17 protein-coding genes are annotated in these 26363 nt (G+C 65.0%); 10 read left to right on the top strand and 7 right to left on the bottom strand.

What is annotated here, in order from left to right; translation table 11 throughout:
* Positions 1 to 15 precede the first annotated feature (15 nt).
* The 3 genes from SFB74_RS24175 to SFB74_RS24165 are packed head-to-tail and all read right to left on the bottom strand — an operon-like array spanning position 16 to position 4561.
* On the bottom strand, positions 16 to 843 hold the full coding sequence (locus SFB74_RS24175) for a glycosyltransferase family 2 protein (RefSeq protein ID WP_432726853.1): 828 nt from the start codon (positions 841 to 843) through the stop codon (positions 16 to 18).
* Between the two features lie 53 nt (positions 844 to 896).
* Positions 897 to 1808, bottom strand: coding sequence for a UbiA family prenyltransferase (locus tag SFB74_RS24170; RefSeq protein WP_432726852.1), 912 nt, complete (start codon positions 1806 to 1808; stop codon positions 897 to 899).
* Positions 1805 to 4561, bottom strand: a complete 2757-nt coding sequence (locus SFB74_RS24165; RefSeq protein ID WP_432726851.1) for a hypothetical protein — start codon at positions 4559 to 4561, stop codon at positions 1805 to 1807. Before SFB74_RS24165 ends, SFB74_RS24170 begins: the two co-directional genes overlap by 4 nt.
* A gap of 327 nt (positions 4562 to 4888) precedes the next feature.
* On the opposite strand from SFB74_RS24165, the gene SFB74_RS24160 reads away from it, so the two are divergent.
* Both SFB74_RS24160 and SFB74_RS24155 read left to right on the top strand, forming a co-directional pair.
* Entirely contained in the window at positions 4889 to 7294 is a 2406-nt protein-coding gene (locus SFB74_RS24160; RefSeq protein ID WP_432726850.1) for a glycosyltransferase, read from the top strand.
* Positions 7288 to 9891, top strand: a complete 2604-nt coding sequence (locus SFB74_RS24155; RefSeq protein ID WP_432726849.1) for a phytanoyl-CoA dioxygenase family protein — start codon at positions 7288 to 7290, stop codon at positions 9889 to 9891. The genes SFB74_RS24160 and SFB74_RS24155 overlap by 7 nt, the downstream gene beginning before the upstream one ends.
* A 121-nt stretch (positions 9892 to 10012) precedes the next feature.
* Here SFB74_RS24155 and SFB74_RS24150 read toward each other — a convergent pair whose 3' ends face one another.
* The 3 genes from SFB74_RS24150 to SFB74_RS24140 all read right to left on the bottom strand — a co-directional run bounded on the left by SFB74_RS24150 (position 10013) and on the right by SFB74_RS24140 (position 16486).
* On the bottom strand, positions 10013 to 10639 hold the full coding sequence (locus SFB74_RS24150) for a response regulator transcription factor (protein ID WP_432726848.1): 627 nt from the start codon (positions 10637 to 10639) through the stop codon (positions 10013 to 10015).
* Entirely contained in the window at positions 10636 to 12849 is a 2214-nt protein-coding gene (locus SFB74_RS24145) for an ATP-binding protein (protein WP_432726847.1), read from the bottom strand. The genes SFB74_RS24150 and SFB74_RS24145 overlap by 4 nt, the downstream gene beginning before the upstream one ends.
* Before the next feature lie 88 nt (positions 12850 to 12937).
* Positions 12938 to 16486: an indolepyruvate ferredoxin oxidoreductase family protein gene (locus SFB74_RS24140; protein WP_432726846.1), complete on the bottom strand. Its 3549-nt coding sequence runs from the start codon at positions 16484 to 16486 to the stop codon at positions 12938 to 12940.
* Between the two features lie 268 nt (positions 16487 to 16754).
* Here SFB74_RS24140 and SFB74_RS24135 point away from each other — a divergent pair, with 268 nt between their 5' ends.
* The 6 genes from SFB74_RS24135 (at position 16755) to SFB74_RS24110 (ending at position 23282) form a co-directional block, all read left to right on the top strand.
* Positions 16755 to 17642, top strand: a complete 888-nt coding sequence (locus SFB74_RS24135) for a LysR family transcriptional regulator (protein ID WP_093197325.1) — start codon at positions 16755 to 16757, stop codon at positions 17640 to 17642.
* A 109-nt stretch (positions 17643 to 17751) separates the two neighbouring features.
* The gene (locus tag SFB74_RS24130) at positions 17752 to 20580 is read left to right on the top strand and encodes an ExeM/NucH family extracellular endonuclease (protein WP_432726845.1); all 2829 of its coding nucleotides are present in this window, start codon (positions 17752 to 17754) and stop codon (positions 20578 to 20580) included.
* A 1100-nt stretch (positions 20581 to 21680) separates the two neighbouring features.
* Complete coding sequence (locus SFB74_RS24125; RefSeq protein ID WP_432726844.1) at positions 21681 to 22097, top strand: hypothetical protein; 417 nt, start codon at positions 21681 to 21683, stop codon at positions 22095 to 22097.
* Positions 22098 to 22121: 24 nt separating this feature from the next.
* Positions 22122 to 22451, top strand: coding sequence for a hypothetical protein (locus tag SFB74_RS24120; protein WP_432726843.1), 330 nt, complete (start codon positions 22122 to 22124; stop codon positions 22449 to 22451).
* A 56-nt stretch (positions 22452 to 22507) separates the two neighbouring features.
* Entirely contained in the window at positions 22508 to 22885 is a 378-nt protein-coding gene (locus SFB74_RS24115) for a tetratricopeptide repeat protein (protein ID WP_432726842.1), read from the top strand.
* 130 nt (positions 22886 to 23015) lie between these two features.
* A complete protein-coding gene (locus tag SFB74_RS24110) occupies positions 23016 to 23282 on the top strand; it encodes a hypothetical protein (protein WP_432726841.1) in 267 nt (88 codons plus the stop codon).
* Between the two features lie 607 nt (positions 23283 to 23889).
* Here the strand turns inward: SFB74_RS24110 and SFB74_RS24105 are convergent.
* Entirely contained in the window at positions 23890 to 24837 is a 948-nt protein-coding gene (locus SFB74_RS24105; RefSeq protein WP_432726840.1) for a LysR family transcriptional regulator, read from the bottom strand.
* Positions 24838 to 24950: 113 nt separating this feature from the next.
* On the opposite strand from SFB74_RS24105, the gene SFB74_RS24100 reads away from it, so the two are divergent.
* Together SFB74_RS24100 and SFB74_RS24095 are read left to right on the top strand one after the other, a co-directional pair.
* Positions 24951 to 25625 carry a dihydrofolate reductase family protein gene (locus tag SFB74_RS24100; protein WP_432726839.1) on the top strand — a complete coding sequence of 225 codons (675 nt, stop codon included), beginning with the start codon at positions 24951 to 24953 and terminating at the stop codon, positions 25623 to 25625.
* 16 nt (positions 25626 to 25641) lie between these two features.
* On the top strand, positions 25642 to 26115 hold the full coding sequence (locus SFB74_RS24095) for a DoxX family protein (RefSeq protein ID WP_432726837.1): 474 nt from the start codon (positions 25642 to 25644) through the stop codon (positions 26113 to 26115).
* The last annotated feature ends 248 nt before the right edge of the window (positions 26116 to 26363 follow it).

The following is a 26363-nucleotide window of genomic DNA, read 5'->3' as shown; positions in this document are numbered from 1 at the left end:
AGGGCCGGCGGGGCGCTATTTTGCGATGGCCCCGGGGTCCGCGGCTGTCCGCTTTCCCGAAGGAAGGTCGCAGACGCGAAACCACACGAGATACCACAGCGCCTTGAGTCCGTCGCGCCAGTTGATCTTCTTTCCTTCCTCGGAGGTTCGGCCCCGATAGCCGATGGGAACCTCGCAGATGTTCCATCGACGGGAGCGAACGATCTGCGCGCTCAGCTGGATCTCGCACCCGAAATCGCGGCATGTGATGGCCAGGGTGTCGTTCACCTCCCTGGTGAACATCTTGTAGCAGACCTCGATATCGGAGAGCCGCTTCCAGAAGAGCACGGCGAACAGCGTCGAGATCAGCCAGTTCGCGACGACCTGGGGATGGGAAATGAAGCGCGCGCGACCGATGCGCCTGCCCTTGAAGCGCGAGCCGTAGACCACGTCGGCGACCTTGCGATTGGCAATGAGGTCGTACATGACGCTCCAGTCCGCGGGGTCGTATTCGAGATCCGCATCCTGGATGACCACGACCTTTCCCGTCGCCGCCGTCAGGCCGGTATTCAGGCCGGCTCCCTTGCCTCGGTTGGTCTCGTGATAGAGCGCACGCACCGTGATCGGGGGCGTCGCCGACGCGCTTCCAAAGACGAGATTCCCGTCGCTCCCGATCTCCAGGTGCGAAGCCGAGCATCGCTCTCCGGGAAAATTGGCCTCGATCCATTCGCGGGTCCCGTCGACGGAGCCGTCATCCACAAGAAGAATTTCCTTCTCCACCTCGGGAAGAACCCTGGAGACGGCGACGAGAACGCAGGGGAGCGTGCGGACCTCGTTCAGGACGGGAATCACGATGGAGAGCATTGCGATTGACGCTCGATGGCGTATGGTGCGTTCGTTGAGGACGGGCGTTGCGGCTACCACGGCGGCAAGGTGAGCAGCAGGGTGAGTCCGATGACTGCATGGATGTTCCTGTAGACGGTTTGCAGCCTGCGTATGCCCGGATAGGTGAGGCCCTCTCGCAGGGTCCGCCACGCCGCGCGCAGGTGAATGACATACAGCAAGATGGACAACAAGAGCACGCGAGGGACAAGCCCGAGCAACGCGAGCGTGGCCAGCAGCATGTAGGCGGCGCTGAACAGCAGCAGTCCGGCGAGGAATGCTCCTTTCTTGCCGAACATGACCGCGTTTGTCCGGATGCCGTTGCGCAGGTCGCCCTCGTGGTCGCGCGTCTCGTGGGTCAGATGCCCCGCGGCGAATACGAGTCCGAAGTAGCAGCCAATGGCTGCGCTGTGCGGCGAGATCGGGGACAGGGCGGCATAGCCGAGCAGGAAATGAAGTGTGCCGCCGCAAAGATGGAGGAGGGAGCTCAGCAACGGCACGCCCTTGCCGTGGATCCCGCCCTGCAGGGAATAGAGGGCGCTCAGCGCGGCGATGGCCAGCGCAATGGCGAACGATGTCCGGCCGACCAGGGCAAAGATCAGCAGGCTGAGCGCCAGCAGGGCCAGCGCCAGGCTGCCCATCCTTGCCGAATTCTCGCCCTTCGCCACATAGGTTCCGCCAGCGCGGGTTGGATCCCTCAGGTCGCCGTGAATGCCCGACCAGTCGTTGAGCACGAAGACATGGGCGACGAGTAGAAGGTTGCCCGCCACCAGCGCGGCGATCGCGAGCAGGGTGGGCATGCTGAAGTCGGTCATCGCAAAGCACGCGCCGATCACTGGCGCCCCCTGCAGGACGCAGACCTCGTCGACGCGGATGCACGACAGAAGGCGCCTCAGCGAAGCGAGGCGTGCTGGCGCGGCCACGGGTTCGACATCCCGCTGGATCATCGGTCCGCTACTCCCGGGTTGCTGCTTGAAGGGCCCGGCTGCAGCCCGATTCCGTTGATGCCGTGGTAGAGCCTCAACCAGAGCACATAGCCCACCTCCTGCGACCAGTAGTAGCGGCGCACGGTGGCGGTCACGTCGTTGTGATACAGAAGCGGAGGATCGCTGGCCAGGGCCGAAAAATCGTTGAAGGCGAGGTCTTCCAGCAATCGGAGGACCTCGGCGCGCATTGCCGGACTGTGCGGTGCGCTGTCCAGCTGGTTGATGAGCGACGCTGCACGAACCCACATTTGCTGGCCGGGACCGGCTGGTTGCAGGCGCGAGGCGGGTAACTGCAACGGACAGCCGGCGCGATGCAGATCTCCAAGCCTAAGCACAGCCATCGGGGGTGCTCCCGAATAGTAGACCCAGAGGCTGCCGTCGTCGGCGCGCCGCATCAACGCTTGGCACAGCGCGCGTGCCGCGGCGGGGTCTTCCCGGACGAGCAACAGGTACAGATGCATCTGAATGCCGATGTCCGCGGGGTTCGGGTCCGAGCCGGGATCCAGGCACTGGAAGTCAGCTCGCTGTGCGAGCCAAGTGCGATACAGCCCGTCGTCGGTTCGGTATTTCTGGATGGTGCGAAGCGCCGCCGCCAGCCGGCTCCGGTCTTCTGCCGGTGCGACGCGCCATACCAGGGCCGTGTCGTCGGAGTCGGGCGTGATGGCACAGCCCAGCACCCCGATCGTCGATGCATCAGGCCTGCCGTGATAGCGCACGAGGCCGTCGGCCTCGATCTGGCTGGTGAGATAGCTGCGCGCCTTGTCCAGCATCTCCTGCATCCGGGTGGGGGCGGCGATCGGTGCGGCGATGTCCAGCATGACCGCGTTGAGATACGTGTTGAGTTCAGGCTTGGGGCTGTCGAAACGGGGAGTGTCTGTGAACGAGGTGAGCCAGTAGCCCGGTGCCTGCTGTCCGTGGGCAATGCGGTCTACCGCCAGCCGGGACGCATAGTTGAGATAGCGTTCCTTCGGATCGAGCGTGCTTTCGGGCGCGAGGTCGAAGGTGCGCTCGCGCAGGAGGCGGACGCCGCCGCCGGCGCGCGGGCGAACGACGGCCGCCAGCATATGCCTCCCGGGCTCCAGATGGCCTGCAGGAGCCCGCAGCCGCCATCCGGCCGGACTCTTCACTCCCACCGTCGCGCGGACATCGGGGCGTTCGAAGAAATGGCTCGTTCCAGCCACCTCGATTCCATCGATCAGCACCGCGACGTCATGGGGCGAGTCCGAGTCGACGAGTGCCCAGCCGGCAACGTCGATCTGCCGCTCCATGCGGGTTCCCTTGATGGCGTCGTGCACGGCGACATCGACCGTATCGATCAGGTCCACGTTGCCACGCAGGGCCATGAACAGGTCCGGCGGTACCGGCGAGTGTTTCAGCTCGGCGATGAATGCCGCATTGCGGGGATCCCACATGGGCTTCGTCCGGTCTCCGGCCTGCGTGGCCATCATTGCCGCATCGATGGCGCCGGTATACCAGAAGGCCCCCACGACCTGAATGCCGATCGACAGGGCGCACGCTGCAGCGAACAGCATGCGTCCGGTCCGCGACAGGGCCGCAAGAATGGGGGGGAGCATCCACATCAGCAACGGCACCATGTCCGTGAGCCACCGCGGCCCCCAGGAGATGCCCTGTCGCCAATCGACCATCGCGTAGCCGACGACCTGTGCGACCATGGCAACGCACAACGCCACGGTCAGATCCCGTTCGCTGCGCTCCCGGAGCGCGTAGAAGATCAGGCAAGGGACGAACAGCAGGAAGGGCGAGAAGACGAACAGTCCACGCGTGGGGCTGAACAGCAGCCCGGCAATGCCCTCCATCACGTTGTCGTTGATGTCCGTGGGGTTGACACTCAACCCGTAGGCTCCGGCCACATGGCCCACCGCACCCAGGTTGTAGGCCAGGGTCAGGATGACCGGGATGGCGCCCGAGAGGACGAACCATGGCCACCGGTTCCGTGCCCATCGCAATCCCAGGAGGCCGATCGCGGCGGCCAGCAGGGCGTCGGGTTGCCTGTTCGCACCGATCAGTGCGCACAGGAAGCCGGCGACAACCACGCGAATCAGCGTGCTCGGCCCGGTGACCAGCCACATTGTCGTGATGATGAGAAGCTGCGCCAGGCCGTGCATCCACAGTGCCTGGCTGCTGATCACCCACGCCGTGGTGCCGAAAGCGAATACCACGCTGAGGAATGCCGCGGTGCGGGGGGAGCTGCGCCTGCGCAGCAGCAGGTAGAGAAAGGCCACCGACGTCGCCGCGATCAGGGAGGCGCACAGCTTCTCCATGATGCGGGCTACTTTGTCGAAGATGTGAGGATCCCACGCGACGCTGTCGAGGTAACTCACGGCCGGCAGGTAAAGCGGCGAGACAACCACTGGCACGACGAGCGGGAATCTGGAGACGAGTCGTCCGTCGATCCCCTTCATGATCCAGAACGCCGTGCCGTCGTCGACCTGGGCGGTCGGAGGCGTTCGTCCCTGGGCGACAGAACTGGCGATCGGGTCCAGCAGTACGGTGTGATTGCTCAGGATCGAGAACGGCAGGAACCGCGCCGGATACGTGTCGCCGGCCGAGATCAGGCGCCCGTTGGCATTGAAGATCAGGAAAGACGCGACCGCCAGCAGCAGCGCGATCATCGCGTCCCGGAGGGAGGCGCCGGCCAGATGCCGTTCTGCATCGTCCCATGGCCTTTCGGGCACCAATCCGCTCATCGCCATGTTTTCTTCTTGCTGCCAGTTCCGCGCGATCGCGGCGGTTTCGTTGTCGGGGCGGCATTATGTAGCCGCGTTCGGGGAATGCGGGCACCGGGGGATCACCCTAAGAGGCGATTGCGCAGATCGGGGACTCGTGGCATAGGGCTCGGACCGGCGAATGCCGATCGAGGATCGGCCGTGCAAAACGGTTGCCAGTGCCTTGGTCCACGTGTCACGTTCAAGTAATAATCCCGAATCCGCCGATGATTCAGGCGCCGATCGGCTGCCGCCGCAACCCGATGCCCAGTGCTGCCTTGTCGGGGACCGGGCGCGCCAAGTACAAGGTGTCCGATGGCCATTTGCCCCCGCGCGATCTTCACTGTCTGCTCGAACAACTATCTTCCAATGGCCCGGGTGCTGCTCGAAAGCGCCAGGCGGCATCATCCGGAAGCCGCGATCTACCTGTGTCTGGCTGACGAGAGAGTGGCGGATACTGGCTTCTACCCGGGGATCTGCGAAGTGGTCACGGCCGACGCCCTCTCGATCCCTGACTTTCGCGAGTTCGCGTTCCGCTACGGCATCATGGAGTTCAACACGGCCGTCAAGCCGTTCATGTTCAGGCACCTGCTTGCCCGAGGACATGAAGAGATCGTCTACCTCGACCCGGACATCGAGGTGTTCGCTCCGCTGGATGCCGTGTTCGGGTTGCTCGACGACGGTGCGTCCTTCGTTCTCACGCCGCATCTGACGCAGCCCGCGGAGCAGGAGACCTTCCCGAACGACATCGGAATCATGCGGGCAGGTGTCTACAACCTCGGCTTCCTCGGTGTCGGCGCATGCGAGGAGACGGATCGCATTCTTCGTTGGTGGTCACGACGCCTCCAGTACGAATGCGTCAACGAGCCGGACCGGGGTATCTTCGTGGATCAGAAGTTCATGGACCTTGTGCCCGGCTTCGCGGACGGCGCCCGCGTTCTCCGGGACACTGCCTACAACGTGGCCTACTGGAATCTCCAGCAACGCACACTCGGCGGCACACCAGGCAATTGGCTCGTGGACGGCGCTCCGCTTCGGTTCTTCCATTTCAGCGGCATCGAACCGACCGACCTTCGACGGCTGTCGAAGCACACGGAGGCATTCCGCGACGACGCCGTTTCCCCGTTGCTGCAGGCGTTGATGCGGGACTACGCCGAGCAGGTACTGGCCAACGGCCACGGTAGAGTGCCCAATGCCACGTATGCCTATGGCAGGTTTTCCTCCGGTACCCAGATACCCGATCTGGTGCGGCGCATGTTCCGCGAGCGCCACATCCGATGGTCGGGCGGCGATCCGTTCGAGACCTACGAGGAGTACCTGCAGCTTCCGTGCGCGCAAGGCATTGCGTCGAGCTCGGGCTATGTGACGCAACTGATGGCTGACCTGCACCAGCGGGAGCCTTGGCTGCGATCCACATTCGACCTGAGCAGGCAGGAAGGTGTCGCAAGCTATCTCAACTGGTATATCGATCACGGCCGCAGCCTGCTGAAGGACGGGCGCCTGATCGAACCGGTTGCATTGCGTGCCAATGCCGTCCCGGCAGCCGGTATGCGGCGGCCGCCGGCAAAGCAGGAAGAAGCGGCGCCGGATGTTGCCGTGGTCGGCTATCTGCGCCTTGCACTGGGTGTCGGCGAAGCCGGCCGCCAGGTCCTGCGCGCGTTGCGCCATGCCGGATTCGACGCGCGCGGCCTGCCCATCCGCCTGAACTCGATGTCGGCGGTGGTGGACCATTCGCTGGAGCCTTGCTTCGACGAAACCACCGCGGCGCCAGTGCAGATATTCAACGTGAATGCCGACCAGTTGCCGGCGGTCGTGGAGCACCTGGGCTCGGCGGTGCGTTCCGACGCCTATCGCACTGTCATGCCATTCTGGGAGCTCGAAGGCTTTCCCGCGCCGTGGCTGCAGGCGTTCGATCTGGTCGATGAGGTATGGGCGCCGACTCGCTTCATCCAGACAATGCTGGCTCGCAAGCTCGGCAAGCCCGTGCTGCACATGCCTCTACCCCTGGCCTTCGATGCGCCGCCGCCCATCGGCAGGGCTCACTTCGGCTTGCCCGAAGACACCTTCCTGTTCTTCTTCTCGTTCGACTTTCTTTCGTTCATGGAACGCAAGAATCCGATGGCCCTGGTCCGGGCCTTCCGCCAGGCTTTTCGTCATGGCGGCGCGCATCACCGCGTGGCGCTGGTGATCAAGACACTCAATTCGGAGGCCGTCGCGGAGCAGGGCCGCGCCTTGCGCGAAGCACTTCGCGACGATCCCGATGTCGTTCTGATCGAACGCACCCTCGCACGCGAGGAGACGCTGCAGCTGATCGCTTGCTGCGACGCCGTGGCCTCGCTGCACCGCAGCGAAGGGTTGGGATTGCTGATCGCCGAAGCGATGGTTCTGGGCAAGCCGGTGATCGCCACCGACTATTCGGCCACGACGGAGCTGGTCTCGCGGCATACCGGATGGCCCGTGGATTTCAAGCTGGTGCCTGTGCCCGAAGGCCACTACCCCTTTCACGAGGGTCAATCCTGGGCGGAGCCCGATGAAAGCCACGCGGCGTGGCAGATGCGCAATGTGTTTCACCATCGCGACGAAGCCGAACGGCGAGCCCAGGCTGCGCGCAAGCAGTTGCATGTCCGCTTCGGCACCGAGGCTTGCGCGGAACGCATGCGGCGGCGTCTTGACGAAATCGCATCGCCCGGCAGCACCATGCGGGAAGTCGCTGCATGCTGAGCGAAGGCCCGGCGCTCGCCCCTGGGCCAAGGCGGACAGCCGCGGCGCCGCGACGATGGACCCTGGTCGGGGATGTCGGAGGGGCCGCGAGCTACCACGCCGGCGATGAGGCCATGCTGGAGAGCAATCTGCGCCTGCTGCGTGCCATCGCTCCTGATGCTGTGCTGCATGCAGTGTCAGCCGATCCCGCATTCACCACCCGCACCTACGGCATCCCTGCGTTTGCGCGGCTGGGCTTCGACGCGTGCGAGTCGGACGAGGCGCGCGAAGAGCTGCTCGACCGGCTGTCCAACAGCCATTGGACTGGCCGTACGCCTCCTGTCTTCGCGGCGCTGGCGGACGCAACGGACGGCCTGGTGATCTCTGGCGGCGGCAACCTTCGAAGCACCTGGCCCGCCTGCATCTACGAGCGCCTGGCGCTTTGCCGCCGGGCCGTTGCCAACGGTGCCCCGGTGGTCCTCCTTGGGCAGACGCTGGGACCGGAGCTGACGTCAAGACATCGCGACATGATGGCGGAGTTGTTGCGGGCTGCCTCGTGGATCGGCGTCCGGGAAGTGCCGAGCTTCGAACTCGCGCTGGAGCTTGGCGCATCGCCGGAACGCCTTTCATATCAACTCGACGATGCATCCGATCTGGCGCGCGAAACCGCTGGTCGCGCGCTGCCGCCGTTGCCGTTTCCGGAAGGCGAGCCGTGGATCGGCGTGACCTTTCATCCTTTGGCCGATCCCGACGGAGACGATGACCTGCTTGACCGGTTGGCGGAGCAGCTGTCGCAGGTGGCGCAGCGCACAAGATGCCACCTGCTGTTCATTCCGCATGCCCGCGTCGCTGCCGCGGTGGGGGCACACTGGTCGGACGAGGACGTCGGAAGATCGCTGGCGCGGCGCATGCGCACGGTCACGTTGCATTTGCTGCCAGTGCTGCCTGCCGACCAGATCGCACGCCTGACCGCCCGGGCGCATTTGATCGTGAGTTCGCGCTACCACCCCATCGTCTTCGGTCTGGCTGGGGGTGTGCCATGCCTGGGGGTCTGGGTCGATGAATACACCCGTACCAAGCTGCAAGGGGCCTTGGGCCATTTCGACTGCGCGGACGATGCGTGCGGCATCAGCGACGTTCTGCAGGGGCAGCTCACTTCCCGGTTGATCGACCTGTGGGGTCGTCGCACCGAAGCGCGCGCGCATCTGGAGGCACGGATGCAGCCCAACTTCGACGATGAACGGCGGCGCCGGGAGGCACTGGCGCGCTTGATCGTCACTGGCGCGGCGGCTGTGCCGCCCCGTCCCGTGCGCCTCGATCAGGCAAGGGCCGCCGGGGCCCTGGCGCGACCGGCCATGCACTCTACCCAGGCCACGGGCCACAACTCTTCCTTCTCCTCCAGGGACGAAAGAAATCGAATGATGCTGACAGAAGCTCAATGGCAGAAGTTCTGGCGTGATGGATACCTGCACCTGGGGCAGGTGCTCGATCCCGAACAGGTTCGTACGCTGCAGGAGCGTGCCGATGCGCTGGCGCTGGGCCAGGTGACGAACCCGGCAATCCAGATGCAGCACGACACCGGCGGCGAGTACGAGGCGTTGCCGGACGCGGTGGCCCGGTTCGAAGAGGGCACGCATCTCTATCGCAAGATCCAGGGCCTGGAATCGGACGACGTGTTCGCCAGGCTGATCGACCGGCCGCTGTTCCGCGAAATCTGCGCGCAGATGTATGGCTCGCACGCCGCAGTGTCGATCTTCCGCGCCATGGTCATGAACAAGCCTGCCGGCCAGGGAACCCACCTGCCGTGGCATCAGGATGGTGGAACGGTATGGCAGCTCGATCGCGATCCGCTGGTGACGATCTGGGTCGCCCTGGACGAGGCGACGCAGGCCAACGGCTGCATGGATGCGATCCCCGGATCTCATCGGCTCGGCCTGTTGAGCTTGCAGGGCAGCACGCTGACGGACGAGCAGGCGCGCCGGCACTGCCTCCCCGAGTCGGTCGTTCCGCTCGAGGTTCCTTCGGGACACGCAGTGCTCCTGCACAACTGGTTGATCCATCGCTCCGGTGTCAATCCTTCGCCGCTGCCACGACGTGCGTTCACCATGTGCTGCATGGACGCACGTACGCGGAGCATTCTCACTGGCGACCGGTTTCCGATCATCTATGGCGAATTGGAATCGACGCCGGATCCGTTCGTGCAGCAGATCCGTCTGGAACAGACCGCCATGATGGACAAGGCCGACGAAGCCGAAAAATATGCACTGAGCTTGCGTGATGCGCACGACCTCCTGCAAGGGACACTCAACGATGCGACTGTCTATGCAAGAAGCCTCGAGGCGGAAGTGGCCAAGCTGCGCCAGCAGGGCCTGGACCTGGGCGATTCGCGGGAGGAAAACAAGCGACTGATCGCGGCGACGACCCAGATGCGGTCGGAGATCCTGACGCTCAATCGCACGCTGGGTGCGAAAGAGCAAGCGCATGCGGAAGTCCATGGGCTGCGTGTGCGGGTAGCGCAGCTGGCAGCTTCCATCGAGGCCATCCACGCGTCGAACTCATGGCGCATCACCCGGCCGCTTCGTGCAGTCGCCAGCGTCCTGCGCGGGCGCAAGCGCTGAAGAGAACCGGCAATCGCCGGGAGACTGGATCATCGTAGCGGCGATGAGCCGGAGTGCTCGTCTGCGCGGCAGGTAGCGCGGCGCATTGAAGGGCTTCAGCCGAAGGGCACCTCGTCGAGCGCTACAGCCCATGCTCCCGTAAAAACCGATCCAGCTGATGGCTGTTCGCCAGCCCCAGCTTCGCGAACACGTGCGCGCGGTGCGTTTCCACCGTGCGCTGTTCCAGCGGCGCCAGCTCCTGCGCGATCTGCTTGTTGGGCTTGCCTTCGGCAACGAGGCGGGCGATCTGCATCTCGCGCGGCGTGAGCTTGTCCCACAGGGCCTGCGCGGCATGGCGGGCCTGTCGGCGGGTGGCAACCTCGCCGGCCTGTTGCAGGGCGCGGGCGATGGTGTCGAGCAGGCGCTCGTCGTTGCAGGGTTTCTCGAGCCAGCCGAAGGCACCGTTCTGCACGGCCTCCACGGCCATGGGGATGTCGCCATGGCCCGAGAGGAAGATCACCACCAGCGGGCTGTCCTGGGTGCGCAGCGTGTCGAACACCTGCAGTCCGCTCATGCCTTCCATGCGCAGGTCCATGATCACGCAGCCGGCGCGCTGCAGGTCGGTGCCTTCCAGGAAGGCCTCGCCCGATGCGAAGGTCTGCACCGCGTATCCGCGCGACAGCAGCAGCAGGCCCAGCGAGCGGCGCACGGCCTCGTCGTCGTCCACGATGCACAGGTTGTTGGCGGGTGCGGCGTTGCTGTTGGTCATGGCGGAGGCGATATTTCCAGCTCGAGGGTGAAGACTGTGCCACCGCCCGGACGGTCGGCAAAGGTGAGGCGGCCCCTGTGCGCCTCGACGATGGTGCGGCAGATGTTCAGCCCCAGCCCCAGCCCGCCGGTCTTGGTGGTGAAGAAGGGCGAGAACACCTGGTCGGCTACGGCGGCGTCGATGCCCGGGCCGCGGTCTGCCACGTGGATGTGCATGCGCCCATCCTTCAGGCCCGCCTCGATCTCCACCAGCCGTTGTTCGGGCGGCACGGCCTGCATGGCATGCAGGCTGTTCGACAGCAGGTTGAGCAGCACCTGCTCGAGCAGCACGCGGTCGCCGCGCACCTCGGGCAGCCCGGGCGGAATGCGAAGCTCGGCGCGCGCCTGGCGCACGCGGATCTCGCCTTGCAGCAGCGCGATGGCGTTGCCGGCCAGCGCCGCCACGGCGCAGTCCTCGGTGCCCACGGTGCGCTGGCGCACGAAGCCGCGAATGCGCCGCACGATCTCGGCACTGCGCTGGGCCTGTGTCATGGCCTCGTCGAGGCTGCTCACCAGCAGCTGCTGGTTGCCCTGCTCGGCGAAGGCCTTGGCGGCGCTCGCGAAATTGCTCAGTGCCATCAACGGCTGGTTGAGTTCATGGGCCAGCGTGGAGGCCATCTCGCCAAGGCTGGCCAGGCGCTGGGCGTGCTGCAGCTGCTCGTCGTTCTGGCGCTGGCGCAGTTCGGCGCGCTTCTGCTCGGTGATGTCCACCACCGAGCTCATCCAGCCGCTGTGCTTGCCGTCGGCATCGATCAGCGCGGCGGTGTAGACCATGGTGATCACCTCGTGCCCGTCGCGGTGCCGCAGGCGCGACTCGAAGCCCGAGCGCACGGGCTGGCCGCTCATCATGGCGTCGTAGTGGCGCCAGTGCTGCGTCACGTCGTTGGGGTGCCAGTAGGGGTAGGGCGGCAGCTTGCCCAGCAGCTCGTCCGCCCCGTAGCCGGTCATTTCGCAGAAGGACGGGTTGACGTAGATGATGCGACCTTCCAGGTCGCGCGCGCGCATGCCCACCAGCAGCGAGTCTTCCATCGCCTTGCGGAAGGCGTGGGCCTCGTCGAGTTCGTGGGTGCGCTCGCGCACGCGCAGCTCCAGGTCGCGGCGTGCGTCGCGCTGCTCGGCGAAGCGGCGTTCGCGCAGCTGCCAGTAGAGGCCGGCCAGCAGCAGCACGACGGCGCACAGCAGGCCCAGCATCCAGGCGCGCTCGCGCGCGTTCGAAACTTCCGCGTGATCGGTCATCACGGTCAGCGTCCAGCCGAGGTCGGGCAGGCGCTCGTCCACCGCGAGGTACTGGCGCGGGCGGCCGCCGATCTCGGTGCGCACCAGGTAGCCGAGCTCGCCTTCCTCGCGCTCCACCTTCCACGGTAGCGCCGCGAAGCTGGTGCGCGTGCCGTACTGCTGGTCGCGCCGCATGCCTTCGAGCTCGGTGGCCTGCAGCGGGCGCGAGGACCGGTACATCCACGACGGCACCGAGCTCAGGAACACCACGCCGCGCGCATCGGTCAGCAGAATGGGGTCGCGCACGAAGGTCCAGGTTTCCTGCACCTGGCGCAGGCTGACCTTGACCGTCACCACGCCCCGGATCTCGCCGCCTTCGCCGCGCACCGGCGATGAGATGAAGAGCCCCGGCTCGCCGGTGGTCTGGCCCACGCCGTAGAAAAGGCCGCTGCGCCCAGCGCGGGCATCGATGAAGTAGGGCCGGTTGGCGTACGACTGGCCGACGAAGCTCTGCGGCGTGTTCCAGTTGCTGGCCGCCAGCGTGAGGCCCTGCATGTCGATCAGGTAGAGCACGTCGGAGCCCGCTTGCCGGTTCACCCGTTCGATGTAGAGGTTGGCGCGCTGCTTGGCGGCAATGTCGTTGGGGCGGGCCAGCGCGGCCAGCACGTCTGGGTGCAGGCCCGCGGTGAAGGGCAGGTAGCTGTACTTGCCGGCGGCATCGCGCAGGCCGAGCACATGCACTTCCATGGCACGGCGGATCGAGTCCGCCTGGAAGTTCGCCTCGCGGTTGGCGGCCCACTGGCCCGCGAGGCCGATCAGCAGCAGGGCCAGCGCGCACGCGGCCACCCAGGCGACCGCGTTGCGACGCCGGCGGCGCGGACGCGCCTGCGAAGTCGGCGACGACGAGGGCGACGCCTGCGTCGGGCTGGGGGCGGGGGTGGACAAGGTGGGCGGCATGGAGGGGCAGGGCCGACCGGCGCGGCGGAAGGATTTTGCCCTGATCCTTCCGGGCCGGCTCGGCCACCGTTCAGGCCGCTCGGGCCACTCAGGCCGCCACCGGCTGCGCCCGGCTCGGCGCCCGCTGCGCCGGGCGCGCGTCGAGCTGCCCGGCGAGCGCATTCCATCGCACCCGCGCCGACACGACGCTTTCCTCCTTCACATGCCCGAAGCCGCGGATCTGCTCGGGCAGCCGCGCCAGCGACAGGGCCGTGTCGAAGTCGACGGCGTCGAAGCGCGCGATCACGTCCTCGACCATCGCGCGGTAGTCCTCGATGAGCTGCCGCTCCATGCGCCGCTCGGCGGTGCGGCCGAAGACGTCGAAGGCCGTGCCGCGCAGGCCGCGCAGTCCGGCGAGGATGCGGAACGCGCCCATCATCCACGGCCCGAAGCTGGTCTTCACCGCACGCCCCTCGGCGTCGCGGCGGCCCAGCACCGGCGGCGCGAGATGGAAGCGCAGCACCGGCTTGCCCTCGAACTGCTCACCGAGCTTTTCAATGAAGCGCTTGTCGGTGTACAGCCGCGCAACCTCGTACTCGTCCTTGTAGGCCATGAGCTTGAAGAGGCCCGACGCGACCGCCTTCGCCAGCACGTTGCTGCCGCGCTCGCGCTGTTCGACCGCGCGCACGCGCTCCACCAGTTCCGCATAGCGCTGTGCGTAAGCGGCGTTCTGGTACGAGACGAGGAACTCGGTGCGGCTCTTCACCAGCGCCTCGAAGCTCTGCGGCCGCTGCAGCGCGACCACCTTCTGCGGCGAGGCTTCGCGCGTCACCGCCGCGAGGTCGAGCGCCGCCTTGCGGCCCCAGCGGAATGCCGACTGGTTCGCCTTCACCGCCACGCCGTTGATCTCGATGGCCTTGTCCAGCGCCTCGGCCGACAGCGGCACGAAGCCCTTCTGGAAGGCGAAGCCCAGCAGGAACAGGTTGGCCGCAATGGCATCGCCCATGAGCCGCGTTGCGAGCTGCGTAGCATCGACGAAGTCGGCGCGGCCTTCCACCGATTCCTCGATCAGCGCGCGCACCTGCGCGGCCGGGAACTGCCAGTCGGGCTGCTGTGCGAAGTGGCCCGTGGGCTGCTCGAAGGTGTTGACCAGCGCATAGGTGCGGCCCGGTCGCATCCGCGCGATGGCGTCGGGCGCGCCGGCCGTCAGCATGTCGCAGCCCAGGATCAGGTCGGCCTCGCCGGTGGGAATGCGCTGCGCCTTCAGTTGCGTCGCGTCGCGCGCGATGCGCACGTGCGAGGTCACCGAGCCGTTCTTCTGCGACATGCCCGTCATGTCGAGCACGCTCACGCCCTTGCCTTCAAGGTGCGCCGCCATGCCGATCAGCGCGCCGATGGTGATGACGCCCGTGCCGCCGATGCCGGTGATGAGGATGTTATGCATGCCTTCGAGCGCGAGCTGCTTCGGCTCGGGCAGCGGCGCCTCTTCGGCCGCGGCCTTCGCGGCGACCGGTGCCTGCTTGCGCGGCTTCACGCCTTCCACCGTCACGAAGCTGGGGCAGAAGCCCTTGATGCACGACTCGTCGGCGTTGCACGCGCTCTGGTCCACGGCGCGCTTCAGGCCCAGGTCGGTCTGCTTCGGCAAGAGGGCAGTGCAGTTCGACTGCTCGCCGCAGTCGCCGCAGCCCTCGCACACCGCGTCGTTGATGAACACGCGCCGCGCGGCCTGCGGAAACTCGCCCTTCTTGCGGCGGCGGCGCTTCTCGGCGGCACATACCTGGTCGTAGATCAGCACCGAGACGCCTTCGAACTTGCGCAGCTCGCGCTGTACGGCGTCCATGCTGTCGCGGTGGTGCACGGTGAGCACGAAGCCCTCGCGCTCCGGCGGCAGCACGCTGCGGTCGGCCCAGCGCGACGGGTCTTCGGCCACCAGCGCGAGGCGCTTCACGCCCTCGGCGGCCATCTGGTGCGCGATGCGCGGCACGGTGATGGGGCCGTCCACCGGCTGCCCTCCGGTCATGGCGACCGCGTCGTTGTAGAGGATCTTGTAGGTGATGTTCACGCCCGCCGCCACGGCCGCGCGGATGGCGAGCGAGCCCGAGTGGTAGTAGGTGCCGTCGCCGAGGTTCGCGAACACGTGCCTGCGCTTGGAGAACCAGGCCTGCCCCAGCCAAGGCGCGCCTTCGCCGCCCATGTGCGTGGTCGTGCGGTTGTGCTCGGGGTAGATGGCGGTGGCCATCACGTGGCAGCCGATGCCCGCGAGCGCGAGGCTGCCTTCGGGCACCTTGGTCGAGGTGTTGTGCGGGCAGCCCGAGCAGTACCAGGCCGGGCGCGAGGGCGTGGCGACTGCCTTGCCGAGCACCACGTCCTTCGCGTCGAGGATGGCGAGCCGCATGCGGATGCGGTCGCTGGTGTGAAAGCGCGCCACGCGCCCTGCGATGACGCGCGCGATCTGCGCCACCGAGAAGTCGGCCGTGGCCGGCAGCAGCCACTTTCCGCGCGGATGCGCGCCCCATTCGCCCTGCTCGTCGAACTTGCCGATCACGCGCGGGCGCACGTTCTCGCGCCAGTTGTAGAGATGCTCCTTGAGCTGGTATTCGACGATCTGGCGCTTCTCTTCCACCACCAGGATCTCCTCGAGACCGTCGGCGAACTCGCGGATCGAATCGGGCTCCAGCGGCCAGGGCATCGACACCTTGAAGAGTCGGATGCCGATGCGGGCGGCCTCGTCGGCGTCGATGCCAAGTTCTTCCAGCGCCTCGAGTACGTCGCGGTACGACTTGCCCGAGGCCACGATGCCAAGGCGTGCCTTCGGCGAATCGATGGTCACGCGGTTCAGCTTGTTCTCGCGCGCGTAGGCGATGGCCGCGTAGATCTTGTAGTCCTGCATCAGCGCTTCCTGCTTGCGCGCCTGCACGCCGAGCGTGTCGGTCGAAAGGCGCGCGTGCACGCCGCCGGGCGGGAAGACGAAGTCCGCGGGCAGCCGTGTGTGCACCTCTAGCGCGCCGGCAGGAATGGAGCCCGAAGATTCCACCGTGTCCGCCAGCGCCTTGAAGCCCACCGGCAGCCCCGCGAAGCGCGACATCGCGAAGCCGTGCAGGCCGAGCTCGATGTACTCCTCCACGCTCTGCGGATAGAGCATCGGGATCATCGACGCGGCGAACAGGTGGTCACTCTGGTTGGGCAGCGTCGACGAAGACGCGCCGTGGTCGTCGCCCGCCACCAGCAGCACGCCGCCGTGGGGCGAGGTGCCCGCGTGGCTCATGTGCTTGAACACGTCGCCGCAACGGTCGACGCCCGGCGCCTTGCCGTACCACATGGCGAAGACGCCATCGACGGCGGACTCGCCCGTCAGGTGCACCTGCTGCGTGCCCCAGACGGCGGTGGCGGCCAGTTCCTCGTTCACGCCGGGCAGGAACTTCACGGCGTTGGCTTCTAGCTGAGGCTGCGCCTTCCACAGAGCTTCGTCGAGGCCGCCGAGCGGCGAGCCGCGGTAGCCAGAGACGAAGCCCGCGGTGTTCAGCCCGGCCTTCTGGTCGCGCCACTTCTGCACGAGCATGAGGCGCACCAGCGCCTGGATGCCGCTGAGGTAGATCCGGCCTTCGGTGGCCGTGTATTTGTCGTCCAGCGCAACGCTGGCCAGTTCGTGGGATGCCATGACAGGAAAAGACTCCGGGTAGGACTCGTTGGAATGCGGGCATGGCCCCGGTAGAGGGCCGGCTCGCGGAACGCCCCGGCGGGGTAGACGCCGGAACAGCAACGATTCTTCCGCTTCGCCCGCTGAAAGTGCTTCTTCGTTTGGGCAAAGCGCGGCGCTTTGCGGAAGATCTGTCTCTTGCGGGCGCTATCCGCCGAAAGTATTTCGGCCGAGGCCATAGCCCCCGCTGGCCCGACAATGTCGGCCTTGCAGACCGACCCCGAACCCCATGAGACCCGACCTCGATTCGCTGGCGCTTTTCCTGCGCGCCATTGAGCACGGCAGCCTGTCGAAGGCCGCGGCCGAGAGCCACATGGTGCTGTCGGCCGCCAGCCGGCGGCTGGCCATCCTTGAGGAGCATCTGGGCGTGGCGCTGCTCAACCGCACCTCGAGGGGCGTGACGCCCACCGGCGCCGGCGAATCGCTGGCCGTGCATGCGCGGCAGATATTGCGCGACGTCGACCGCATGCGCGCCGACCTCTCGGACTACGCGCAGGGCGCCACAGGCCGCGTGCGGCTGCATGCCAACGCATCGGCCATGGGCCAGTTCCTGCCCGACGACGTGGCGAGCTTCCGCCAGCGCTACCCCGAGATCCGCGTGAGCGTGGAGGAGCATCGCAGCGTCTACATCGTGCAGGCCATCCGAGACCGGCAGGCCGACGTGGGCGTCATCACCAGCGAGGCGGCAGACCCCGCGCTGCACTTCATTCCCTACCGCACAGACCGGCTCGTGGCCATCGTGCGGCAGAAGCATCCGTGGCGCGGCCGCGAGGTGTCGTTCGAGGAACTGCTCGACTACGACTTCGTCGGCCTGGAGGACGACTCGGCCATCTCCCGCACCATGGAAGACGCAGCGATGAGCGCGCGCAAGGTGCTGCGCCTGCGCGTGCGGGTGAAGAGCTTCGAGGCCGTGTGCCGGATGATCGAAGCGGGCATGGGCGTCGGCATCCTGCCCGAAGGTGCCGCGGTGACTTATCGCAAGGAGATGAAGCTGCGCTTCATCAACCTTACCGATGCGTGGGCTTCACGACGGATGTACCTGTGCACGCGGCAAGAGGCATTGAGCTTTCCGCAGCGGCGGCTGGTCGACCATCTGCTGGCGCGCGGCATGAGCTAGCGGCTGCGCTATCACCCAGGCGTGCCTGGGGTGTCTCGGGGGTTACACACAAGAACCATAAAAACGGCCGCGGTTCGCTTGCCGGCCCCCACAACAAGAGAGACCCCAAATGACACACCGAGGACGAGGATCGAGGCCCACGTGGCCGTTCAAGACATTGGCGCTGACACTGGCCATCCTGCTGACCGCTTGCGGCGGCGGTGGTGGTGGCGGCAACGCTTCCTTTCCACTGATTCCCCCTTCATCCGGCGGCACACCGCCCCAGTCGCAGGACAACACGCAGCCGCCGGCTGCGCAGCCTGACAACACCACGCCCGTGGTGACGCCGCCCACATGCGCGGCAGCCATTCCGGCCGGTGCACCGCTGACAGCTATCTCTTCCGTGCAGGGCACGGGCGACATCAGCCCCATGGCCTCGCAGGCCGTGACCGTGCGCGGCGTGGTCGTCGGCGACTTCCAGAACACCGGCACCACGTCGGTGAAGCTGAATGGGTTCTTCGTACAGCAGCTCGTGCCCGATGCCGACCCGATGACCTCGGAAGGCGTCTTCGTCTATGCGCCGAGCAACGCCACCCGCGTGGCGGTCGGCGACTACGTGCAGGTCACCGGTGTGGTGACCGAGTTCGGCCAGACAGCGGGTGCGGGCGCCAAGCCCGACAGCATCACGCAGATTGCCGGCACAGCCCCGACCCCGCTCGCCATCAGCATCTGCGGCAGCGGTGTAGCCGTTGCCCCGACGAAGATCACGCTGCCCGTGGCTGACGAGTCCACGCTCGAGCGCTACGAAGGCATGCTCGTCGAGATCGCGCAGCCCCTGGCCGTGACCGAACTGTTCGAGCTGGGCCGCTACGGCCAGATGGTGCTGTCGCTGAACGGCCGACAGTTCAACCCCACCAACGGCAACGCGACGGCGACGCATGCGCAGAACCTGCTCTCGCGCATCGTGCTGGACGATGGCGCTTCGGTGTCCAACCCGAACCCCATTCCCTACCTGAGCGCGGCCGGCACCGACGGCACGCGCCGCATGGGCGACACGACGCAGAAGGTCACCGGCATCCTGAGCCACAACTTCGGCGCCTATCGCATCCAGCCGACGGTGGCGCCCGTGTTCGCGCAGGCCAATCCGCGCCAGCCCACCGCACCGGTGGTCGGCGGCTCGCTCAAGGTGGCGAGCCTCAACGTGCTCAACTACTTCACCACCTTCGTGGACGGCACGAACTCCGCAGGGCAGACTGGCCAGGTCTGCCTGCTCGGCACAGGAGTCGCAACGGACTGCCGCGGCGCCAACAACCTGAACGAGTTCAAGCGACAGCAGGCCAAGATCGTCGCCGCCATCGCAGGGCTCGACGCCGACGTGATCGGCCTGATGGAGATCCAGAACACCGACGTCGCAACGAACGACTTGCTGGCCGCTCTCAACGCCAAGCTCGGGCCGAACACTTACGCGGCAGTCAACAGCGGCGTGTTCGGCACGGATGCGATCAAGGTCGACATCCTCTACAAGCCCGCGAAGGTCCAGCGCGTCGGCAACGTCGTCCTGCCGACCGGCACCGACCTGACGGACTACACCGCCGCTAGCGGCCGGCCGCCGCTGGCCCAGCGCTTCAGCGCGGTGGGCAACAACGGCGGCTTCTGGTTCGTGGTCAACCACTTCAAGAGCAAGGGCAGCTGCCCCACCTCGGGCGACGTCGACCAGGGCCAGGGCTGCTGGAACCTGGCGCGCACCCAACAGGCCACCGCGCTCAACAGCTTCGTGAGCAAGCTCAAGGCCAAGGGCACGACCGGCGAGAACGACGTGCTGATGATGGGCGACTTCAACAGCTACCTGCTGGAAGACCCGACGAAGGTGCTTGAAGGCGCGGCCAACGAGAGCCTGCTCAAGCGCATGCCCGCCGGCGACCGCTACACCTACGTGTTCGGCGGCGAGACAGGCGCGCTCGACCACGCCTATGCCTCTGCCTCCCTGGCTTCGCAGGTCAACGGCGTGAGCGTGTGGCACATCAACTCCGACGAGCCGACCGCGCTCGACTACAACACCGACTTCACGACCGACGACCGCTACGCGCCCACGCCGTTCCGCGCGTCGGACCACGATCCGGTGCTCGTGGGGCTGAACCTCGCGGCCGACACCGTGGTGGTGGAGCCCATCGTCAGCGCCTCGATTCCGGCTTCGGCGAAGACCGGCGAGACCTACAGCGTGGACATCACCGAGGCCATTCCCGGCGGGGCCAACACGATGACCTCGCTCGTGGTCGACTGGGGCGATGGCAGTCCTACCACCACGGCACCCGGTACTGGCGCGGTGACGCACACCTACGCGGCAGCGGGCACCTTCAGTGTGACGGTGACGCTGACCAACTCCGCCGGCCAGACCGCGACGAAGACGGGCAATGTGAATGTCACCACCACGGTCGTGGTGCTGCCGCCCGGCCCGCCTGACCTGTTCTTCAGCGAGTACGTGGAAGGCTCGTCGAACAACAAGGCGATCGAGCTCTACAACCCGACCGCCTCGGCGATCGACCTGAGCCTCTATGCCGTCAAGCTGTATTCGAACGGAGTGACCGCGCCGACGAGCACGCAGGCGCTGAGCGGCTCCCTGCCGCCTGGTGGCACGATCGTGTTGGCGCACGCCAGCGCCACGGCTGCCTTCAAACCGGCCGGCACTCAGGACAGCGGCGTCGCCAACTTCAACGGCGACGATGCCCTGACGCTGGAGAAGTCGGGCGCGGTCATCGACCGCATCGGTCAGGTCGGGTTCGACCCCGGAACCGAGTGGAAGAGCGCCAACGGTGCCAGCACGCTGAACCAGACGCTGCGCCGCAAGCCCACGATCAAATCGGGCGATCCCAACCCGGGCATCGCTTTCGATACGGCGACGCAATGGGACAACTTCCCCATCGACACCTCGGCGGGCCTGGGTTCGCACACGGTGAACTGAGCCTGGCCAGTGGGCGCCCGTACGCGGGCGCCCTGAGAGTTTTGGAGGCGTTGCGCTTGCTCAGTGCAACGCTTCGACGCCGCCCTTGGCGAGCACTTCTGCGAACACGTAAGGCTTGACTCCAGCGCGCTCGGCACATGTCGGTGCGTGGGGTTCGGGGTCGTTCAGGGCGACGCTCACGCCGACGGGGTACCTTGCTCCGCGAATGTCCTCCGCCCTTCGGGCTCCCCCTTTATTTCGCTGCGCAAGGCACCCCATCGGCGTGAGCGTTTTGGAGCCGCTGTGGGCTGATATGGCTCGGGGCTCGCGAGGTCTGCGCGCGGCGTGTTGCGGAAGCTGCATTAGTTCGCAGTCTCTGCGACTTCGCGCTGTGGCAGCGGTTGCTTCGCCGGCTTCTTCTCTAGAGTGAATGCCCCTGTCACTCGATACCCCACCAAGGGGAGCAGAAAGGCGCCACCCACCCAACTCAACCCGATTTTCGAAGGCTGCTTGCCTCGCGGCAGGTCGTCGGTGCGAAAGCAGCGATGCAGATGCGAGGTATCAAAAGGCGACGGCCGGGATGTAGCGAGCACCCCGACCGTCTAACCAAGTTCGTGCACTACCCTCTAAAGGACAGCACAAAAATGGCTACCAAGACTATAGCCCGGCCAACTACGCCGGTAGATTCCGAAGATAACGCCCAAGACCCAGCGGATCTTCTCGAAAACACCCTCTCTCAGCTTGAAGCTCTGCTGTGGGTTTGCTACGGGGAAGAGATCGACTGGTGCAGCGGGGATGGGCCTCGACGGCTGGACAACCTGCTCTGGCTTGCGGCTGAACTTGCTCGCAAGGCTGGGGAGCTGTTTCAGATGAGCGAGAGGGCGCGACGTGGGGCGCCTGAGACTGGCGGGTAGTGGCCGGTCTGCGGGCTGCGGGGTTCGCGGCCCGCCTCGAGAGCGGGGATTTGCGGATACGACGGCAGAATCCTTCGTGATGAAGGAAATCCGTGATAAGCCTCGATGACGGCTGTCTGCTCTGTGCTGATCGACTGACAATCCGAGCAGCCGCTTTGCGATTGCAGTCGTTCGAAAACCGCAAGCGAATAAGTACGATCGGCAGAATTGGATTTTCAAACCGACCTCCCGAAAATGAAATTTGAGGGCCAGAACTTCGCCGCGTTGAATGCACCATCGGACGAGGTCCTCAGAAAAAGGCTTCTCGCGCTCAAGAGCTACGGTCGCCATTCGTACGCATCCCTGACGGATATCCGAGGAAACTATGTCCAGGTTGCAGGCGGTGGAGTTACCTGTATGGTCGAAAGCTTTGACTCCGCGACATCGACGAGATTGCGAGCCTTTCACGACAAACCGAGCCCCGTATTCCCCGACGGAACGGTTCTGGCTTTCGGCGGCGGCGAGTTGCGTCTCAAATCAGACGAATGGTTCCACGCTAGCGCTGTCGTAGAGATCTTCCAGTGCTTCAAGCACGGTCGCCGCTATCCAGACACCGTGCATTGGCGTTCGGTTCTGGAGTCGTGACAACTTCACTTTGCGCAATATCCTATGAAACGAATTCCCGATCGCTACGCGTCTGACGACTGGACTGAAGAAGGAGCCAAGCTTCTGTCCGAAGCAAGCCTTGCGAAGATAAAGAATGCGTTGGCCAGAGGTCCTGTCATTGTTCAGCATTGGTTCTATCGAGGAGCCAGTTCGCCACGTGTCATTTCCTTCGAGGACATCGAGGAATTCGAGGCCCACTTGGAGCAGCATGCGATTCCTGGTGATGCCTTTGAGGTCTGGAGCTTCAACGAGGTCTGCAAGATGGAAAACGTCCTTACTGAAGGCAAGCTGCATGACACGGATGGCTGTGTGCCCAAGGGCGGTGCCTATTAAAGAGCACCGCGTCCCGCTTCAGTCGGCCAGAACCGGCTGTTCACCGTTTCGGCAGAATGCAGATGCCAGCACAGCTTCCCGACGAGATCTACAACCAGATCGTTTTGCTCTCAAAGCAAGGCGATGATCTAGCGCAGAAGGGTGACTTGGAAGCTGCCAAAGGGCGGTACATCGCCGCTCTTCGAATGCTTCCCGATGACCATACTCAGTGGAGTGCAGCGACCTGGCTGTACGTCTCTTTGGGTGACGCACATTTCCGAATGGGTGCATTCGATAAGGCTCACAAGTGCTTCATCAATGCAGTCCAGTGTCCGGATGGCCTAGGTAACCCCTACATACACCTCAGACTCGGACAAATGAACTTCGAGAGCGAGAATTTCGACAGAGCTGCAGATGAACTTCGGGAGCGAGAATTTCGACAGAGCTGCAGATGAACTTACTCGCGCGTACATGGGAGGAGGCATGGAAATCTTCATGGAGGACGATCCGAAGTACCTCGAGTTCTTGGAAACTAAGATCAAAGTCTAGGTGCGACGGCAGTCGGCCAATAACCGACATTCAGGCGTGAAGACCGACTTTTCCTCTCTCGATGCTTCGATTCTCGAAGTCCTCGCCGAGCGCCCATCTCGTCTTAGAGAAATCCTTGCGGTTGACGCAGTTCGCAAAGATGCCCTCCGCATCGCGAGGCGCAGGGCCGGCACTTCGCCTAGTGAAAGTGCTGACATCACCGTCAACGAGCGGTTGCAGGCAATGCAACGAAATGGCAAGGTCACCTACGATTCGGCGACAAGCCGATGGGAAAACTCGACTCAGACATCGAGCGCAACCTGAGTGGCCTGCCGACACGCCAGAACCTTGGCGTTTATTGCCCAACTCGCCCATTGCCAGATCGCAATCCTTTGCTTATGGGGTGCGTCGATGCCCCGTACTCCTCAAGCCTTTGAAGCAGGCGTTCTGCGGCTTGGTTTGGCGCGCAACTGAACTCGCCTGGAGCCACCGTCAAGTCACAAGATCCGCTCCCCCTGTAGAGCCGTACGGATCGCTCTCCGTCGCCCCAGGACTTCACCTCGACAAAACCTCGGTCTTCCCACAAGGGAATGTGAATGCAGTCATGAAAGAGTTCGTTCCGCACTCCTGCGGCTGCGAGCGCTGCCGAGAGTTCGTCGAGGCCATCATCATCTTGAGACATCGATATATTAGACAGCAGCGGAGCCCGTACGCGGACGACCAGTGAACTGAATCAAGGCGGAAATTTCTCGTTTGAGTGAATACAGATGACCTCTCGAACGACCGCTTCGGCGAGTCTCCGAGGTCTGCTTAGGGCCCGGAGCTGCCGCTCGCATGCGCGAGGTTGGCTGCCCGAAAGCAGTCGGTCGCCGACAGGGAACGGCTATGCGTGCTTTCGACCCTTAAGCGGACAGCCGTGGCGGCGGACTTCCTATTCAGGCGCGAACGAGGACCGCGCGCGCGAGAACGACTTCAGCATCGATGAGAGTAGCCGCGCTTCCTTGCCCAGGCGGCGGTCAGACCTGCGCAGGAGCGCAATGAGGTGCGTGGCTTTCTCGCGCACAGGAATTTCGACCAGCACACCCGACGCCAGCGGGTGGCCGAGAATCGACCGGGGCAGCCGTGCGACGCAATCGGAAGTCATCACCATCGAGATTGCGCCGAAAAGCGAGTCACAAACAGCGGCGACTTGCGGCATACCGAGCCGCTGTTCGACGAACAACTCCCTGATGCTTAAGTCGTCGACGCTCGGACGCGAAGGATCGCCCACAACGACCCATGGAACGTCAGCAAGCTCGCGTACCGAATGCGCATCTACCTTCGGATGACCCACGCGGGCAACGACTACTGCGGACGCCTCGTAGAGCGGCTCCGCACGGATTCCTTCCATGGCTTCAGGATCGGGGACACGCGTGACGGCTAGCTCGATCCTGTTGTCCCGTAGTCGTGCCACCAACTCCATCGGCGAGCACTGCGACACATGGACGGTTACACCCGGCGACGAGAGCCTGAAATCCGCCAGCACCGAGGGTGCCAGGATAAGCGACGGCTCAATCGAAACGCCGAGTGCTACGTGCCGGACCGGTGCCTTCCCCGCATCGCTGATCCACTGCTCGGCGCGTTCAAGCTCGCCAAGCGCCGCTTTTGCATAGGGCAAAAACGCCTCGCCCCGGACCGTCGGCTCAATGCCACGATTCGTCCGCGCGACCAGGGCGAATCCGCACTGCTCCTCCAGGCGCGCCACGCTCTTCGTCAGGCCCGCCTGTGAAACGGACAGCGACCGGGCGGCCGCGCGGAAGCCACCACAGCCGAGGACGGCGATGAAATCGCGCAACTGCTGAGCCGTGATGCGAGCCGGGTGATTGCCGGAGGTGATCATGATCGAGGTGGCCGCACTATACCGGGCGGCAACTCCGGACGATCATGGTGCTCGCGGATGAAGATCACAGGGCTGCGATACGCGATTGCCGCTGAACTTGAAGGAGACAGACCATGCCGAAGTTGAGAGTAGAGAGTTTCACTGTTTCGCTGGATGGGTTCGGTGCCGGTCCTGAGCAGTCGCTGACCGAGCCGCTCGGAAAACGCGGCGAGGACCTGCATCAGTGGATGCTGCCGACCCGCACCTTCGGGCGTCTTTCAGGAAACGACAGGGGCAGCACGGGGGTGGACGACCAGTTCGTCGCGCGCGGCTTCACCAATGTTGGCGCGTGGATCATGGGCCGCAACATGTTCACTGCATCGCGTGGCCCGTGGCCGTCAGACGACTGGAGGGGATGGTGGGGGGCCAACCCGCCGTACCACACGCCGGTTTTCATCCTGACGCACCATCCGCACGCGTCTATCGAGATGGACGGAGGAACCACGTTCCACTTCGTTACAGGCGGGATCCATGCCGCCTTACAGGAGGCAAGGGCGGCCGCAGCAGGCAAGGACGTGCGCGTCGGTGGCGGCGTCGCCACCGTACGCGAATACCTGCGCGCCGGATTGGTTGATGAAGTGCATTTGGCGATCGCCCCGATGCTCCTGGGCAGCGGTGAACCGCTTTTTCTGGGCCTAGATCTACATGCGCTAGGTTACTTTTGCGCGGAACGCAAGGTGACCGAAGCAGCCACGCACATCGTGTTGCGCAAGGAAGATCGAGCCACTCAAGCAGGCTCCAACGTTTGACGAGGGAGGACGCGATATGAAAGCATCGATTGCCCCACCTTCCGCGACGATCGCATGGCTGAATCGGGGGGCGTTGCTCGCCCGCTGGATATTTGTCCTTGTTTTCGCCATGGCGCTGCTCTTCAAGCTGAAGGACATCCGGGCGACTTCCGGATTCATCGGTTCTGCCGGGTTTCCGGCGCCCATGCTGTTGGCCTGGTTGGCCGTGGGCTTCGAAACCGCATTGGTGCTATGCCTTGCGAGCGGCCGATACTTTCAGTGGGCGTCGCTCGCAGCCGGTACATACGTCGTCTTTCTCGCGTTTGCCTTTCACGGTCCTTCGAAGTGGTCAGCCAATCAAATGGACTTCGGCTCCTTCATAGACCATTTCACCTTTTTGGCGGGATTGCTCTATGCCGCTGCGTTCGGACCCGGGACAGGCGCACGCAGCCCGGTCGATGCGGTGAACAGCGGAAAGGACGGTATCCCTGAATCAGGTGGGCGTGTTTGACATCAGCTTTTCGCTGGACGGCTACATGAGAGGGCCCAACCCGGATGCGGTGCTTCTCCCGGCGGAACTGAAGTTATCCGCAAGAACCGTTGCGACATCGATAGCCAAGAAGACAATGATTTGGGACGAGCAGCCTACGTGAAACCCGCCGTTTGCCGAAGGCGGCTCCTGGTGGTGAGTTGCCATCGCAAGCCTCATCCTTCTGCTCTAGACCTACGCTGCTGCCGAGCAGCAAGTCTGCCGCCCAA

Origin of the sequence: Variovorax xiamenensis (genome assembly GCF_050916385.1) — a bacterium.
GTDB lineage: Bacteria > Pseudomonadota > Gammaproteobacteria > Burkholderiales > Burkholderiaceae_C > Variovorax.
This window is presented reverse-complemented; position numbering and strand designations above follow the sequence as displayed.